Source organism: Campylobacter sp. GTC17093 (assembly GCF_055397635.1).
The window spans coordinates 1,461,879-1,478,046 of record NZ_AP038832.1 but is presented as its reverse complement, the minus strand read 5'-3'; the positions used below and the strand labels follow the sequence as shown (position 1 = coordinate 1,478,046).

Below are 16,168 nucleotides of genomic sequence, written 5' to 3'. Positions count from 1 at the left end.
TTAAAACCGTAATTTTAACAAAAAATATAAAATATAAAGTTTTTTGACAAAAAAACATTTTTTGATTACAATTTGCAAAAAATTATTAAGGAAAAATATGCTTGAAGTTAACTCTCTTAGTATGAAATTTGGAAGTCAAATTTTGTTTGAGGATGTAAATTTAAAACTAAATAGAGGAAATAGATATGGTCTTATTGGTGCAAACGGCGCCGGAAAGTCTACATTTTTAAAAATTTTATCTGGAGAAATAGATTATAGTAGTGGTGAAATTATCGTAGAAAATGGTCTTAAAACTGGCGTACTTGGACAAGATCAGTTTGCTTTTGAAAATTTTACCATAAAAGATGCTGTTTTATATGGAAATAAAAGGCTTTATGATGCTATAAAAGAAAAAGAAAAACTTTACATGAGTGAAGAATTTACAGATGAGATAAATGAAAGACTTAGCAAACTTGAAATCATAACCGCAGAAGAAGACCCAACTTACGAGTGTGAAACAAGGATAGAAAAAATTCTAAGCTCTCTTGGGTTAAATGAATATGATAAACTTATGAGCGAGCTTGAAAACTCGGATAAATTTAAAGTTTTACTAGCTCAAGTACTTTTCCCAAAACCAGATATTTTGTTTTTAGACGAACCCACAAATAACCTAGATATAAACGCTATCTCATGGCTTGAAAATGAGCTAAATAGACATGAAGGAACAATGGTTGTTATAAGCCACGATAGACACTTTTTAAACAATGTCTGTACACACATTCTAGATGTTGATTTCAAGAAAATTCGCGAATTTAGTGGAAATTATGATGATTGGTACATAGCAGCAAATTTAATAAAAAAACAAGCTCAAATGCAAAGAGAAAAAAAGCTTAAAGAAAAAGAAGATTTAGATAAATTTATAGCTAGATTTAGTGCAAATGCTAGCAAGGCAAAACAAGCTACTAGTCGCCAAAAACAACTTGAAAAGTTAAATATAGAAGATATCGCTATCTCAAGCAGAAGAGAGCCTAGTATTTTATTTAAACTAAATAGGGAAATAGGAAACGAAATTTTAGAGTTAACCGATATCAGCAAGAAATTTGGAGATAAAGTAATATTTGATAACTTTAACATGAAACTAAAAAAAGGTGATAAAGTAGCAGTTATAGGACATAATGGTGTTGGAAAAACAACACTATGTAAAATTATTATGAAAGAAATTAAGCCAGATAGCGGAAATGTACATATTGGAGCGACTATAGAACCAGGATATTTTGCACAAGATACAAATAATAAAATCCAAGGCGAACTAAAACTTTATGAATATTTGCAAGATGCAAAAAATAAAGATTTAGACGAGATTAGAAAATGCTTAGGAAGAATGCTATTTAGTGGCGATGAGCAAGAAAAAAGTGTTGGGGATTTAAGTGGTGGCGAAAAACATAGAGTAATGCTTAGCAAACTCATGCTTATAAAGCCAAATTTACTTATACTTGATGAGCCAAACAACCACCTTGATTTAGAAGCCATTATTGCACTTGGCGAAGCGCTTTACAACTATGAAGGAAATGCAATTTGCGTTAGCCATGATAGAGAACTAATTGATGCTTTTGCAAACAGAATCATAGAAATAAAGGAAAATGGTGAAGTTATAGACTTTAGAGGAACTTACGAAGAGTATATGGACCCTCAAACATTATAGTTTTGAGTCAATTTTGACTCAAATACCGCCTATTTAATATCAAATTATTTTATAAATATTTTAAGATCTAGAAAATCTAATAATTTCTTTAGCAAGCTCTAAAGTTGGATCTAAGAATACTTTATTTGTTTTTATGAGAGGTAAAAATATAGGAAGTTCAGTGCAAGCAGCCAAAAATAAATCAGCATCTAAACTATTTACAACATCTTCAAAAAGCTTTACATATTCATTAATCTGTCCAGCTTTTACACCATCATAAATACAAGACATTAGCTTATCTTGTATTTCATGTGATAATTTAACGCTATTTAATCCATTTTTTTCAAGCTCTTTATCATAAATACCGGTCTTTATAGTGACATTTGTAGCTAAAACACATATATTTTTAGCAAATTTATAATCTTTCAATATGGATTCTACGGTAATTTTTGGCATATTAAGAAAATTTACGCCTGTTTGTTTTACTATGTCATCAACAAAATAATGAGCAGTATTGCAAGCCATACATATCGCTTTGCAACCACCACTTTTAAGCCTATTTGCGCTTTCAACTAAACCTGGAAGCGGATTTGGCTTACTATGATCTAGTATATAAGTTGGTCTATCTGGCAAAAGTGTGTTATTATCTATCAAAAGTGGTATATTTTCTTGATCACACTTTGCATTTGTTAGTTTTACTATCTTTTCATATAAATCAATAGTTGCCAATGGCCCCATACCACCTATTATGCCGACTCTTTTCATACTTTCCCTATTTTATTCTATCATTAAATTTTTTTGAGTTTTTCAAATATTTGAACACTGTCTAGTTGTTCCCATGGATAATCTTTGTGTCCAACTTGACCATTTGCAGCAACTTTTGCATATAAAAATGTATCTTTGCTTGGATTGTCAAGACTAAATTTGTTTATAATCCACTTTGGAGTTAATGGAAAATTTTTCATAACAAAATCTGATAATAAATCGTCATTTACACCATCTATATAAGTTCCCATTGTGTCAACACTAACAGAAGTTGGTTTTGATATTCCAATAGCATAACTTAGTTGAACTACACATTTTTTAGCAAGTCCTGCTGCGACAATATTTTTAGCTATATATCTTGCCGCATATAGCCCACTTCTATCAACTTTTGTATAATCTTTAGAGCTTTGTGCACCACCGCCAATTGGAGCATAACCACCAAAACTATCAACTATAAGCTTTCTTCCAGTTAATCCACTATCGTGAAGTGAGCTGTGATTTACATATCTACCGGTTGGATTTATATAAATGATGGTTTTATCTTTATTGTAAAGATGTTTTGGAAGTCCTGCGTCATCTATAAGGTTGCCCACTATCTTTCTAACCTCATCTATACTCATGGTTTGAATGCTTGGAACTGAAACTACAATAGTATGAATTTTTTGTGGTTTACAATTTTCAAAATTATCTTTATTTCCATAATCAATCGTAACTTGAGTTTTTATATCAACACCAAATTTATCTGGATTTGTTTTTGCAAATTTATAAATTTTATCACACAACATTCTTGCGTAAGTTATAGCCGCTGGCATAAATTCTTTTGTCTCATTTGTAGCAAAACCAAACATTATACCTTGATCACCAGCTCCTATATCACCCTCTTTTTGATCCACGCCTTGATTTATATCAGGACTTTGTTGATTTAAAAGAACATGAACCTCTATATCGTCTGGATGTAAACATTGCTCTTTGCTAAAATGTGGATTTCCATTATAACCTATCTTATGAAGTGCATTTTTAACTATAGATTCGTACTCTTTAAAGCTAAATTTAGCCTTAGAGCTTATTTCGCCACCTATTACGATGTGTTTTCCTGCTACGAAAACTTCACTTGCAATCCTACTATCTTTATCTTCCATTAAAACAGCATCAACTATACTATCAGCTATAATATCAGCGCATTTATCTGGATGTCCTGGACTTACAACTTCGCTTGTAAAAAGATACATAATATTTATTCCTTATTGTTTTTGTCAATTAAATTGTTAATTCTAACACTAAAAATTGAATTATAGCTTAATAATTACCATCATATATCATAAAATTTAAAATAAATTTTACATCTAGCAACAGAAATACTGAGTTTATTATATACAAATATCAAAAAATATTAGTTAAAAAACTCCGTTTAATTAAAATTTAGATAGAATTATTTTTTATTTTAATTTATTGGGGAATTTATATGCCTAATCTACATAGACTCATTAAGTCATATACAGAAAAAAACATAGTTGTTAGAATTCTTATAGGTATGATTTTAGGTATCGCTTTAGGTCTAAGTGCAAAATATACTAATTTAGAATTTGAAGCTGATTTGGTAAATTTTGCAAAACTTTTAGGAGATCTTTTTATATCTTCTTTAAAAAGTGTTGCACCCATCTTGGTTTTTATACTTGTTGCTAACTCTATACTTTCAAACAATTTTTCAAATTCAAAAGGTTTAAAAAGAGTTTTGTTTTTATATCTTTTAGGAACTTTTTTTGGTGGTTTAACAGGCGTTGTTTTTTCTTATATTTTTCCAGTAACATTAGCTTTAAATGTTCCAGCTGATTTAAATTTTAAAAACCCAGGTAGTTTAATTGTAGTTTTACAAAACTTACTTTTTAATATAGTAGATAATCCTATACACGCCCTTATGAACGCAAACTATATAGGAATTTTAGCATGGGCGATAATTTTAGGCATTATGCTTAGAAATTCAAATGAAAGCACAAAACACTTCTTTACTGATTTAGCAAAAGCTATCACAAAGATAGTAAGAATTATCATACAATTTGCACCATTTGGTATATTTGGTCTTATTTGCATAAGCGTTTATAGTACTGGACTAAATGTTTTATCAAGTTATGGTAAAATCATTCTTTTATTAGTTAGCGCGATGCTATTTTTAGCTCTTATTATAAATCCTATTATAGTTTTGTTTTATCTCAAAAAAAATCCATATCCGCTTGTTATAACTTGCCTTAGAGAAAGTGGTATTACGGCATTTTTTACAAGAAGCTCGGCTGCAAACATTCCAGTAAATATAGCACTAGCAAAAAAACTAAATTTAGATGAAGAGCTTTACCCTATCTCTATACCTCTTGGAGCAACCATAAATATGGGCGGTGCTTCTGTTGTTATAGCCATAATGTCTATTAGCGCTGCATTTAGTCTTGGTATTCATCCTGATTTTACAAGTGCGATTTTACTTTCTTTAGTTGCAACTATTGGAGCTTGTGGCGCAAGTGGCGTAGCTGGTGGCTCACTTATGCTCATACCATTGGCTTGTTCTTTATTTGGTATAGGCGATGATATTGCCATGCAAGTCGTAGCAATTGGCTTTATCATAGGAGTTATACAAGATAGCCTAGAAACTGCTATAAATAGCTCAACTGATATACTCTTTACAGCAGTTGCTTCATATACAACAAACGCTACCACTCCAACAAATACAAACATCTAAAAATATTTATAGCCATTTTTCATTATAAATGGCTAAATTTATAATGATAATGAATGTTATAACAATGTATTAAAATGTTTCCATTTAGGGATAGAATTATACTATCCATAAATTTAAAGGAGCTTATATGAAGAAATTTTTTTTCTCAGTTGTTGTAGCTAATATTTGCGCGAGTGCAGCTATTGGTAGCAATTTAATAAATATAGAATTTAGCGAAGTTAGCGTTCCAATCTCAGATCAAGATAAACGCATAATAAGAGCTAGTGATAATGTAAAAATAAATGGCAAAGATCATAAGATTGGCTATAACACTTTAGTCCGATCAGGAGATAAAGTAGGAAATGGGATATTTGGCGCACTTTATGATGTAAATGGTAAGATTATAACTACAAAAGATGGGAGTCCAAGGATATCAAATGACAACGACTTTTCTTCTCTTTTAACTTATAAAGACAAAATTTTTATGGTTTCTCACTTTGAATCTCGCCCTGCTGCTATGTATGTAACAGAACTAAGCCAAGACAAAAATGGAAATTTAAAAGCAATCAACACAAAAAATATAGATTTTAGTTCTTATCATGGTCTTTGGGTACCATGTGCTGGTTCAGTTACACCATGGGGAACTCACCTTGGAAGCGAAGAGTATGAACCAGATGCAAGAACACTTAAAGAAGATGGCTCAAATGGCGAGTACTATAATCTTATGGCTGAATATTTTGGAGGCGACTTTAAAAAGCTAAATCCATATTATTATGGTTGGACGCCTGAAGTTAAGATAATTAGTGAAAAAGGTGGTGTTAAAATTACTAAACATTATTCTATGGGAAGATTAGCACACGAACTATCTTATGTTATGCCAGATAAAAAAACAGTTCTTATGAGTGATGATGGAACAAATGTTTCACTTTTTATGTTTATAGCTGATAAAGCAGAAGATTTAAGCTCAGGCACACTTTATGCTGCAAAATGGAATCAAACAGATGATAAAAATAGTGGCACAGCAAATTTAGAGTGGATTAGTTTAGGTCATGCAAACAATGATGAAATAAAAAAAGCTGTAGATAATAATATAAAATTTGGTGATATATTTGAAACAGCAGAATTTAAAGATGATAGTTGTCCTGCAGGCTTTTCAGCAACTAAAGCAAATGTTGATTCTAACCAAGAAACAAAGCCTGAATGTATCAAGATAAAAAACGGTATGGAAAAAATAGCAAGCAGACTTGAAAGCAGAAGAGTTGCAGCTATAAAAGGTGCTACAACTGAGTTTAGAAAGATGGAGGGTATTACTTATAATAACAACTTAAACGAAGTTTACATCAGTATGAGCGAGATAAACAAAGGCATGGAAAGCTTTAAATCAAAAGGTAAAGATAGCACAAAATATGATGTAAAAGGGCAAGATCATATAAGACTATCTGAAAATACTTGTGGTGCAGTTTATAGACTTAGCCTTAAAAAAGATGACAAAATAGGTTCAAGCTATGTTCCTGATGTTATGAAAGGTTTGGTATCTGGCAAACCAGTTGGTAAAGCTGACCCTAAAAACACTTGCGATGTAAACGGCATAGCAAATCCAGATAATATTACTTATATCAACAATACAGGCACTTTAATAATAGGTGAAGATACAGGCGATGGACACCAAAATGACTATATCTGGTCATATAACATCTCACAAGATAAATTAACAAGAATTCTTACAACACCTTATGGAAGTGAAACAACTTCACCTTATTACTACAATAACATCAACGGCTTTGGCTACATTATGGCCGTCGTTCAACACCCGTATGGTGAAAGCGATGAAGATATGCTAAAAGATCCAAAAGACTCAAGAGCTTATACAGGATATATCGGACCATTTCCAGTTATTTCAAAATAAACACTAACAGCTAGTCATTTTGGCTAGCTGTTATAACTTAAAGGATAAGCTTTGAATAAAATTATTATTTTAACAAATTTATTAATTATAAGTAGTTATGCAATGGATATTGATATTACTAGCAAAGAGATACTAAACTCTAAAAATTCATATGTATCATCTCAATGCTATACAAAAACCATAAATCAAAACAACAAATACATTGTCTCAAATCCTTGTTATTCATGCCATAGTCTAAACAAAGAACCAAATTACAACTTTGAGGATTATGCAAATCAAGAAAGTTATGATTTTCCATACCCTGCCCTTAAAAATCCTTTTACAAATTTATTTGTAAATAGAAGCAAAGATATAGAAAAAATTAGCGATGAAGAGATTATAAAATATGTAAAACAAGACAACTATAAAGACAAAAATGGTGATATTATATTGTCTAAAAAGCTAAATAACTTAAATAGTAGCTGGGATTTTAACAAAAATGGAAAATGGGATGGATATATTCCAGACTGTGAATACAACTTCGATGAAAAAGGTTTTGACAGAAAACAGGATGGTTCATATACAGGTTGGAGAGCTTTCGCATATTACCCGTTTTTGGGGACATTCTGGCCAACAAATGGCAACACAGATGATGTGTTAATAAGACTTCCAAAAGATTTTGCTTTAGATGAAAACGGTAAATTTAGCACAGAAATTTATAATATAAATTTATTAATAATCGAAAGCCTTATAAAACAAAGAGATATCCAAATTTCTCCTATAGACGAGAGTAAGATTAAACTAGATCTTAATCAAAATGGTAAATTTGACATAACAAATAAGATAGTTTTCAAATGGATAAAACCAAACTTTGATATAAATAGTGGTAAATTAGTTAATTTTTCTATGCATTACGCAGGACTTGCTGGTAAAAAACAGCTGAGAAATGAAATACAAATAGCTCCTGGTCTTTATCCTGTTGGAACCGAGTTTTTACACTCTGTTAGATACATAGATGTAAATGGCCAAAAAACTAGCATGGCAAAACGCATGAAAGAGTTGAGATACAGCATTAAAAAAGAGTGGAAAACATATGGAGAACTTTCAGATATCGGAGCAAATGCATTGAAAGAAAAAAGAGATTTTCCAGATAGGACAGATATATATGTAGGAAATGTAGAAACCGGATTAAGCAATGATAAAGGCTGGATTTTTCAAGCTTTTATAGAAGACAAACAAGGCGAACTTAGACCGCAAAACTACGAAGAAACACTATTTTGTATGGGTTGTCATACAAATATAGGAGCTACGACTGACTCAACTTTTGTTTTTGGAAGAAAATTTGAAGGAGAAAATTTAAACGATGGCTGGTTTCACTGGAGCAAGCGTGGCTTTGAAGGGATTAAGGATTTAGTTTTAAGTGATGGAGATAGCGAATACGCAAAATATCTAGCATTAAATAATGCTGGCGATGAATTTCGTTCAAACCAAGAAATCATGGATAAATTTTTTGTTGCTGGATGGGAAAAAAATAAAAACATGATAAAAAAAGAGTATGAGATAAACCAACAAACACCAGGCGCAGTAACGGATAGAAGCTGGAAACTAAAAAATGAAGCTATGAATATCTTAAAAAATGATATAAGTTATCTTTTGATGCCAAGTGCAAACAGAGCACTAAAACTAAATAAAGCTTATAAAAGTGTCGTTGATGAACAAAGCTATGTTTATGGTAGAGATGTAAATATTTCTCCATCAGACAATGTTCATAAAAGTGTTGAACAGGCTCAAGAAACTGGCATAAAAGCTTTTTTATATATGCATTAAACTAAGAGATTATCTCTTAGTTTTCTCCTTTAACTATAATTTTTTCACTCATAAAAATATCGCTTACTACGCCATTAGAAACATTCATACCACCCTCATAGCCTTTCCATTCAAAATCATTGCCATCAACACCTTTAGAAGCAATCTTCATAATATCTTGGATATGTTTGTCATTTGTATTAAATATATCTATATCATATAAAAGTTGTTTGAAATAGAGATCCCACGCCGCATTTTGTTGTTTGAAAACCGCAACTTCATGTTCTAAATGTCTTTTATAAAATGTACTTAGTCTTTTTTCTTGTGCAATTTTATCCATTTGTAATAAATTTTTCTTATCCTCGTCACTTAATCTTATGTTTTTACCATCTACTGTTACATAACCTCTATCTATTGCTCTTAAAACTGCGGCTGAGTCTTCAAAATATATGCTAGATGAGTTATGCGATGTTTTTGAGTTTGAAATTTTCAATATCTCTTTTGCTTCTTTTGATATTTCGACAACATCTTTTAAATTTTGATTTTGCACAGTTTTAAGCTCATCATTTTTAGCAAATTTAAAAGTGTTTATATGGTTTTGCGAGTAGTTTAAATTTGCAATTTTCATTTTTAACTCCATTTTAACTTATATCGACCAGTAATAAATTTAGTTTAATTATGATTTTTTGCATTTTTTTGGTAAAATATATACTATTTAAAAACTAGGAAAAATTATGATTTGGAAGTTAGAAAATATATTTAAAAGTAAAAAAGATTTAGAAAATCATAGTAAAAATTTAGAAAAAAAATGCAACGATTTTAAGAATAAATATGAAAATAATTTAGATAAATTGACACAAAACGAATTTTTAGATGCCATTATTTGCTACGAAAATTTGTTTGAACAAATAACAAAGATAGAAAGTTATGCATTTTTATGTTTTGCAAAAGATAGTGATAATGGAGTATTTTATGCAAAATATGAAGAAATTTGTTCAAAACTACAAGAAAATTTACTGTTTTTTGAACTTGAATTTAACGACCTTGACAAAAAAATACAAGATAAATTTATAAAATTTAGCACAAAATACAGCTATTATCTTTCAAATTTAGTAAAACAAAAAGCTCATCAACTAAGCAAAAAAGAAGAAAGGATAATGCTTAGAACAAAAAATGTCGGCGTAAATGCATTTTCTAGGCTTTTTGATGAAACTTTTACAAACTTAACTTTTAAATTTGAGGGCGAAAATTTAAAAGAAGAAGAAATCCTAAGTAAACTTAGCGATAACGATAGAAACATCAGAAAAAAAGCAGCGCTAACACTGAGCAAAACACTTAAAGAAAATTCAAAACTTCTTACTTATATCTACAACATGATAAGAAAAAATAGTGCCCTAGAATGTGAGCTAAGAAATTATAAATATCCAGAAGATATCATGCATATATATAACCAGATAAACAAAAAAAGTGTTGATTCTTTAGTAGATGCAACCGAAAATAGCTTTAATTTAGTACATAATTTTTATGATAAAAAAAGAGAGATTTTAGGCTACAAAACACTTTATGATTACGATAGATATGCACCTCTACAAGATGGTAGAAAATATACATATGAGACATCTAAAGAGATAGTTTTAAAAGCTTTTAAAAGCTTTAGTCCTAAATTTGTAGACATTGCAAAGCATGCTCTTGAAAATGGCTATGTTGATGTAATGCCAGAAAAAAACAAGATAAGTGGCGCTTTTTCGCATTCAGTTACTACAGATGCTCATCCTTATGTGCTTTTAAACCACACAAATAAACTAAGGGATCTTTTTACTATGGCTCACGAGCTTGGGCATCTAGTTCATCAAAAACTTGCATATGATGTCGGATTTTTAAACTCACAAACACCACTAACCACGGCTGAAACTGCTTCTGTTTTTTGTGAAATGCTTGTATTTGACTATATAAAAAATGATTTAAATGATAAGGAAAAGTTAGCACTTTACGCATCAAAACTGGAAGATATCTTTGCTACATTTTATAGACAGATAAACTTTACTACATTTGAAAGAGCTATTCATGCCAAAAAAGATGAATTAAACTTTGAAGAGATAAATCAAATTTGGCTAAAAGAATCTAAAAAAATGTTTGGCAAGAGCTTAAAATTAAATAAGTACTATTCATATTGGTGGAGTTATATACCGCATTTCATTCACACACCATTTTACTGCTATTCTTACGCTTACGCGCAACTTCTTGTGCTTGCACTTTTTGGCTTATTCAAAAGTAAAAAATGTAAAAATTTCGTAGAGTTATATATAGAGTTTTTAAGCAGTGGTGGTAGTTTGGAACCAAAAGAACTTGTGAGTAAATTTAGTTTTGATATAAATAGTAAAGATTTTTGGCAAATCGGGATAAACGAGATAAAAAAACTTGTAGATGAATTTGAAGGTATAAAATGTTAGATGAATTACTAGATAATGATAATTTCAGACTTTTGATGAAAATGCATGCTTATGAGTGTATTGAGTTTTTATTGCAAAATAATATAAAGTTTTCAGTGCTCTCAAATATGTCTTATGTTAAATTTGATCCAGCATTGCCAAGTGCAATAATGGCAAATATGCCAATGCCTGTTGTACTTTTTACTCTTGATGGATATACCTATGAGAGTGCAAAGCTTACACAAAATTATATAACTTTTGAAGCTGGATTTGGTTCTGAAAATTTTGCATCTTTTGTGAAAATTCCACTTGGTGCTATAGTTCAAATTTTAGTAGAAAATAGCCCTATTTTAGTCAATTTTTCCATACATAAAGAAAACTCAAGCGAAAGCAAAACCAAAGAATCTATGGCTATGTTTTTATCCAATCCAAAAAACAGAGAGCTATTTAAAAGAAAGTAAATTTATAAATAAAGATTAACATGGATAAAATTTTTGAAAACCTAAATGAAGAACAAAAAAAAGCAGTTAAGCATATAGATGGACCAATGCTAATCTTAGCTGGAGCTGGGAGCGGAAAAACTAAAACTATAACTTCAAGATTAGCTTATCTTATATCAGTTGTTGGTATTGATCCACTAAACACACTAACTTTAACTTTTACAAACAAAGCCGCAAATGAGATGAGAAATAGAGCATTAAATATGCTAAATACTAGCACCCTTTCCTCTCCTCCTTTGCTTTGTACATTCCATAAATTTGGTCTACTTTTTTTAAAGTTTTACATATCAAAGCTTGGAAGAAAAAATAACTTTGTTATCATTGACACGAATGATAAAAAAAGAATTCTAAAAAGTTTTGAAAGCGATATACCTACTGCAATTTTAGGAAGTGAGATATCAAAATATAAAAATACACTCTTAAGCGTAGAAGATGTCAAAAAAAACTATTCTACGGTTCTTAAAAGCAAAGAAAATGACTTTTATGTCAAAGTTGCTAGCATTTATGAAAGATATGAAAACTACTTAAAAGATAATAACTTAGTAGATTTTGATGATCTTTTGATGCTTACATATAAAATTTTAGATAGTGATGACAAACTAGAAAATGAAATTTCACAAAGATACCAATATATCATGGTTGATGAGTATCAAGACACAAATGATTTACAATCCAAACTCTTACGTAAGCTTTGCAAAACACACAACAACATATGTGTAGTTGGGGATGATGACCAAAGCATTTATGGTTGGCGTGGCACGAAGATAGAAAACATATTAAATTTCAAAGATGAGTTTAAGAGTGTTAAAATCATAAAATTAGAGCAAAACTACCGCTCAACAGCTTCTATCCTAAAAGCAGCAAATGAGCTTATAGAACATAATAGAAACCGTCTTGGTAAAAAGTTAATTACCACAAAAAAAGATGGGAATGAGATTTTGGTATTTAGCTGTGACGATGAAAATATGGAATCAAGTAAAATAGCTCACAACATAAAAGAACTCTTAAACTCAGGTGCACAGGCAAAAGATATAGCTATACTTTATAGGATAAACGCACTTTCTCGCTCACTGGAAGAGGGATTAAACAGAGAAAATATCCCTTATAAAATGGTTGGGGGAGTTAAGTTTTACGAAAGAACAGAAATAAAAGATATCATAAGCTATCTAAGACTTGCAGTAAATCAAAACGATGATTTCTCGTTTGAACGCATCATAAACCGCCCAAAAAGAGGGCTTGGCAAGGTAACATTAGCTAAAATTCAAAAAACAGCCTATGATAATAAAATATCAATATATCAATCTATAGGCGCTTTAAATGCAGATAATATAGGTAAAAAAAACCTAAATACTCTTTTGGAACTTAGCTCTGATTTAGAAGAACTTTCACATTTTGATGGAATTTATAATCTAATAGATATGTTAGAAAATAAATTTAAAATTAAAAAATTTTACGAAGCCATGCCAGATGGTACAGAAAGAGTTGCAAACATCGACGAATTTTATGCCCTACTTAGAGATCAAGCTATGAACGATAGCGGATTTGAACTCGAAGAGTTTTTAAATGAAATTTCGCTTCAAAGTGACCAAGACACGATAAGCGATGAAAGTATCTCTATAATGAGCATTCATGCTAGTAAAGGTTTAGAGTTTAAACATCTTTTTGTAATAGGACTTGAAGAGGGATTTTTTCCATTAATTGGCGATGGAAGTGATATAGAAGAAGAACGTAGGCTTGCATATGTAGCGATCACTAGAGCAAAAGAATATCTTACATTATGCCACTGTGAATCAAGATTTTATAAAGGTAAAAGAGAAAGACTTAAAAAAAGTAGATTTTTAAGTGAATCTGGACTTTGCGAAGGATCACTACAAATCGAACAGCAAAAAGAGTTCAAAAAGGGTGATTTAATAAAACATAAACTTTTTGGTATCGGAAGAGTTGTAGCTATAACTAAAGTAAATCAAGATTTCAAACTAAAAATAAACTTTGGCGGTATAACGCGCGAGATAATGTCAAATTTCGTGGAAAAAGCGGTATGAACGCTCTTTTTGTTACAAACAAACCAAGAGGTATTAGCTCAAATTTCTTTTTAAATAAAATAAAACGAAAATACGGAGTTAAAAAAGCTGGATTTTCCGGCACACTTGATCCTTTTGCAAGCGGATGCTTGATAGTTGCTTTTGGTCAATACACAAAGCTTTTTAGCTATTTAGAAAAAACACCAAAAACATATGTTGCCACAATGTGGATAGGAGCCTTTTGCGAAAGCTTAGATGATGAAAATATAACTAGTGTTGAAAATATACTTCCTTTTCATCCAAGCGCACTTGATATCATTAAAAACTCACTTCTTGGAGAAATTTCATACACACCTCCAAAATATAGTGCAAAAAAAGTTGATGGTAAAAGAGCTTATAATTTAGCTAAAAATGGAATAAATTTTGAACTAAAACAAAGCAAGATGAATGTTTATGAGTGTGAGATTTTATCATACTGCCATCCATTTTTAACTTTTAAAATTTCAGTTAATGAAGGTTCATACATAAGATCTTATGCGCAGCTTTTTGCAAATAAACTAGGAATTAAGGCTACGCTTTGCTCTTTAAAAAGACTTAGTGAGGGTAAATTTAAGTATGAAAACGAAAAAAAACTAAATCCAACTGAGTTTTTAAATTTAGAAAAAAATGAGTATAATGGCAATTCTTTAGATGTAAATTTAGGGAAAAAACTAGATATTTGTAATTTTAGTAAAAAAGAAAATGGCAAATATTTAATAGAATTTGATGATTTTTTTAGTATCATTGAAATAAACGATGGCGAAATAAAATACTGTTTAAATAAGGTAGAAAAATGTTAATACTTTCAAGAAAAGAAGATGAAGTTATAAAACTAGGAAATAATGTAACTATAAAGATAGTTTCCATTAGTAAAAGTGGCGTTAAGGTAGGCATAGATGCCCCAAAAGATATGATGATTTTAAGGGGCGAACTTGCACATGATGTAACAAAAGAAAATATTCAAGCAAGTAAGCAAAGCACTGAAAATCTTAGCAAACTTAGCGAAAAACTCAAAAAATGAGATCTTACGCAAAGCTAAATATATTTCTAAAAATTACTGGCTTTATAGAAAATTATCACGAAATTTCATCAAGATTCGTGCTATTTAAAGACATATTTGATGAAGTTGAGTTTATAAAAACTGATAAAAATGATGGATTTATAATACAAACAGATGCAAATATACAAAACAATATTATCACAAAAGCCTATGATAAGCTATGTGCTTTTGGATATAAAGATAAACTTGATGAGTTTTTTAAATTTCACAAAGTAAAACTAATCAAAAATATCCCAATGGGTGCAGGACTTGGTGGCGGGAGTTCAGATGCTGCGACGTTTTTAAAACTTGCAAATAAGGATATAGATCTAGGCATTAACGATGAAAAACTTATGCAAATTGGTTCGCAAATTGGCGCTGATGTTGCATTTTTTTTAAGCGAGCTTGAGAGTGCAAATGTAAATGGCATTGGAGAAAATATAGTCAAATTTGATGATGATATACCAAATTTAAAAGTATTTACTCCTAAACTTTTCTGCTCAACAAAAGATGTATATCAAAAATTTAGAAGTGATTTTAATGGCAAATTTGATCTAAATTTAGCTAAAAATTTAGAAAACTTAAGCTCAAAAGAAATTTTACAAAATTATAAAAACAATCAATTAAATGATCTTTTAGCTCCATGCCAAAAACTTTATGGTTTAAATTTAAAAGAAAATGAATTTTTAAGTGGCAGCGGAAGTAGCTACTTTTTAGTAGGTTAAAATGTTAAAAGATTTAGCAAAAAATAAAAAAGCATTTCACGATTTTACTATAATTGAAACTTACGAAGCAGGCATTGTTTTAAAAGGTAGTGAGGTTAAAGCTCTTAGAGCCGGCAGAGCAAATCTAAAAGATAGTTTTGTTCGAGTTATCAAAGGTGAGCTTTTTTTACTAAACTCACACATAAGCCATTTAGAAAGCACAAATGCCCATTTTCGTCCAGACGAAAGAGCACCCAGAAAACTTCTCATGCATAGAAAACAGATTGATAAACTTTTAGGACAAGTTAGTACTAGCGGATATACAATGGTTGCACTTTCTTTTTATTTAAATTCAAAAAATATTGTAAAAACCAAAGTTGCCCTTGCAAAAGGTAAAAATTTACATGACAAAAGAGAAACCCTAAAGAAAAAAGAAGCTGATAGAGAAGCAAGAGCTGCTATAAAAAACTTTTAAGTCATATTTTAATATCTTCAAAAGAATATTAATATTCATGGAATTAAAAATTTAATAAAAATTAAATATACTTTATTTTAGTATCAAGTGCTACTTTCATGCAGTAGTTGGTTTAACAGTTGATTCAAGTAAAACTATAAA

At 30.3% G+C, this 16,168-nt stretch carries 14 protein-coding genes; 11 read left to right on the top strand and 3 right to left on the bottom strand.

Annotation, left to right across the window (positions count from 1 at the left end):
- The first annotated feature begins 97 nt into the window (after positions 1-97).
- Positions 98-1,681: a ribosomal protection-like ABC-F family protein gene (gene abc-f / locus ACZ5VL_RS07685; protein ID WP_464198467.1), complete on the top strand. Its 1,584-nt coding sequence runs from the start codon at positions 98-100 to the stop codon at positions 1,679-1,681.
- Positions 1,682-1,741: 60 nt separating this feature from the next.
- On the opposite strand, the gene cuyB is transcribed toward abc-f, so the two are convergent.
- The gene (gene cuyB, locus ACZ5VL_RS07680) at positions 1,742-2,425 is read right to left on the bottom strand and encodes a cysteate racemase (RefSeq protein WP_464198465.1); all 684 of its coding nucleotides are present in this window, start codon (positions 2,423-2,425) and stop codon (positions 1,742-1,744) included.
- 23 nt (positions 2,426-2,448) lie between these two features.
- Positions 2,449-3,654: a methionine adenosyltransferase gene (gene metK, locus ACZ5VL_RS07675; protein ID WP_464198463.1), complete on the bottom strand. Its 1,206-nt coding sequence runs from the start codon at positions 3,652-3,654 to the stop codon at positions 2,449-2,451.
- A 233-nt stretch (positions 3,655-3,887) separates the two neighbouring features.
- Between metK and sstT the strand changes: the two genes are divergently transcribed.
- The 3 genes from sstT (at position 3,888) to ACZ5VL_RS07660 (ending at position 8,841) form a co-directional block, all read left to right on the top strand.
- The gene (sstT, locus tag ACZ5VL_RS07670) at positions 3,888-5,150 is read left to right on the top strand and encodes a serine/threonine transporter SstT (protein ID WP_464198461.1); all 1,263 of its coding nucleotides are present in this window, start codon (positions 3,888-3,890) and stop codon (positions 5,148-5,150) included.
- A gap of 127 nt (positions 5,151-5,277) precedes the next feature.
- The gene (locus tag ACZ5VL_RS07665; protein WP_464198459.1) at positions 5,278-7,035 is read left to right on the top strand and encodes a PhoX family protein; all 1,758 of its coding nucleotides are present in this window, start codon (positions 5,278-5,280) and stop codon (positions 7,033-7,035) included.
- A 51-nt stretch (positions 7,036-7,086) separates the two neighbouring features.
- Positions 7,087-8,841, top strand: coding sequence for a hypothetical protein (locus ACZ5VL_RS07660; protein ID WP_464198457.1), 1,755 nt, complete (start codon positions 7,087-7,089; stop codon positions 8,839-8,841).
- Positions 8,842-8,857: 16 nt separating this feature from the next.
- On the opposite strand, the gene ACZ5VL_RS07655 is transcribed toward ACZ5VL_RS07660, so the two are convergent.
- Positions 8,858-9,448 (bottom strand): hypothetical protein, encoded by a 591-nt coding sequence (locus ACZ5VL_RS07655; protein ID WP_464198455.1) that lies wholly within the window; start codon positions 9,446-9,448, stop codon positions 8,858-8,860.
- Between the two features lie 103 nt (positions 9,449-9,551).
- Here ACZ5VL_RS07655 and ACZ5VL_RS07650 point away from each other — a divergent pair, with 103 nt between their 5' ends.
- Genes ACZ5VL_RS07650 through smpB form a run of 7 tightly spaced genes read left to right on the top strand, consistent with a single transcriptional unit; the run spans position 9,552 to position 16,027 of the window.
- A complete protein-coding gene (locus tag ACZ5VL_RS07650) occupies positions 9,552-11,270 on the top strand; it encodes a M3 family oligoendopeptidase (RefSeq protein ID WP_464200311.1) in 1,719 nt (572 codons plus the stop codon).
- Complete coding sequence (locus ACZ5VL_RS07645; RefSeq protein WP_464198453.1) at positions 11,264-11,710, top strand: hypothetical protein; 447 nt, start codon at positions 11,264-11,266, stop codon at positions 11,708-11,710. The genes ACZ5VL_RS07650 and ACZ5VL_RS07645 overlap by 7 nt, the downstream gene beginning before the upstream one ends.
- 20 nt (positions 11,711-11,730) lie before the next feature.
- Positions 11,731-13,791 (top strand): ATP-dependent helicase, encoded by a 2,061-nt coding sequence (locus ACZ5VL_RS07640; protein WP_464198452.1) that lies wholly within the window; start codon positions 11,731-11,733, stop codon positions 13,789-13,791.
- Positions 13,788-14,609 (top strand): tRNA pseudouridine(55) synthase TruB, encoded by an 822-nt coding sequence (gene truB, locus ACZ5VL_RS07635; RefSeq protein WP_464198450.1) that lies wholly within the window; start codon positions 13,788-13,790, stop codon positions 14,607-14,609. The genes ACZ5VL_RS07640 and truB overlap by 4 nt, the downstream gene beginning before the upstream one ends.
- Complete coding sequence (locus ACZ5VL_RS07630; protein WP_464198449.1) at positions 14,603-14,830, top strand: carbon storage regulator; 228 nt, start codon at positions 14,603-14,605, stop codon at positions 14,828-14,830. Before truB ends, ACZ5VL_RS07630 begins: the two co-directional genes overlap by 7 nt.
- Positions 14,827-15,573 carry a 4-(cytidine 5'-diphospho)-2-C-methyl-D-erythritol kinase gene (locus ACZ5VL_RS07625; protein ID WP_464198448.1) on the top strand — a complete coding sequence of 249 codons (747 nt, stop codon included), beginning with the start codon at positions 14,827-14,829 and terminating at the stop codon, positions 15,571-15,573. Before ACZ5VL_RS07630 ends, ACZ5VL_RS07625 begins: the two co-directional genes overlap by 4 nt.
- Position 15,574: 1 nt before the next feature.
- Positions 15,575-16,027 (top strand): SsrA-binding protein SmpB, encoded by a 453-nt coding sequence (gene smpB, locus ACZ5VL_RS07620; RefSeq protein WP_464198446.1) that lies wholly within the window; start codon positions 15,575-15,577, stop codon positions 16,025-16,027.
- The last annotated feature ends 141 nt before the right edge of the window (positions 16,028-16,168 follow it).

Coding starts and splice junctions, on each gene's coding strand:
- ACZ5VL_RS07625 (WP_464198448.1), top strand. CDS start 14,827: ATGAGATCTTACGCAAAGCTAAATATATTTCTAAAAATTACTGGCTTT.
- cuyB (WP_464198465.1), bottom strand. CDS start 2,425: ATGAAAAGAGTCGGCATAATAGGTGGTATGGGGCCATTGGCAACTATT.
- ACZ5VL_RS07655 (WP_464198455.1), bottom strand. CDS start 9,448: ATGAAAATTGCAAATTTAAACTACTCGCAAAACCATATAAACACTTTT.
- smpB (WP_464198446.1), top strand. CDS start 15,575: ATGTTAAAAGATTTAGCAAAAAATAAAAAAGCATTTCACGATTTTACT.
- ACZ5VL_RS07640 (WP_464198452.1), top strand. CDS start 11,731: ATGGATAAAATTTTTGAAAACCTAAATGAAGAACAAAAAAAAGCAGTT.
- abc-f (WP_464198467.1), top strand. CDS start 98: ATGCTTGAAGTTAACTCTCTTAGTATGAAATTTGGAAGTCAAATTTTG.
- metK (WP_464198463.1), bottom strand. CDS start 3,654: ATGTATCTTTTTACAAGCGAAGTTGTAAGTCCAGGACATCCAGATAAA.
- ACZ5VL_RS07645 (WP_464198453.1), top strand. CDS start 11,264: ATGTTAGATGAATTACTAGATAATGATAATTTCAGACTTTTGATGAAA.
- truB (WP_464198450.1), top strand. CDS start 13,788: ATGAACGCTCTTTTTGTTACAAACAAACCAAGAGGTATTAGCTCAAAT.
- ACZ5VL_RS07665 (WP_464198459.1), top strand. CDS start 5,278: ATGAAGAAATTTTTTTTCTCAGTTGTTGTAGCTAATATTTGCGCGAGT.
- sstT (WP_464198461.1), top strand. CDS start 3,888: ATGCCTAATCTACATAGACTCATTAAGTCATATACAGAAAAAAACATA.
- ACZ5VL_RS07630 (WP_464198449.1), top strand. CDS start 14,603: ATGTTAATACTTTCAAGAAAAGAAGATGAAGTTATAAAACTAGGAAAT.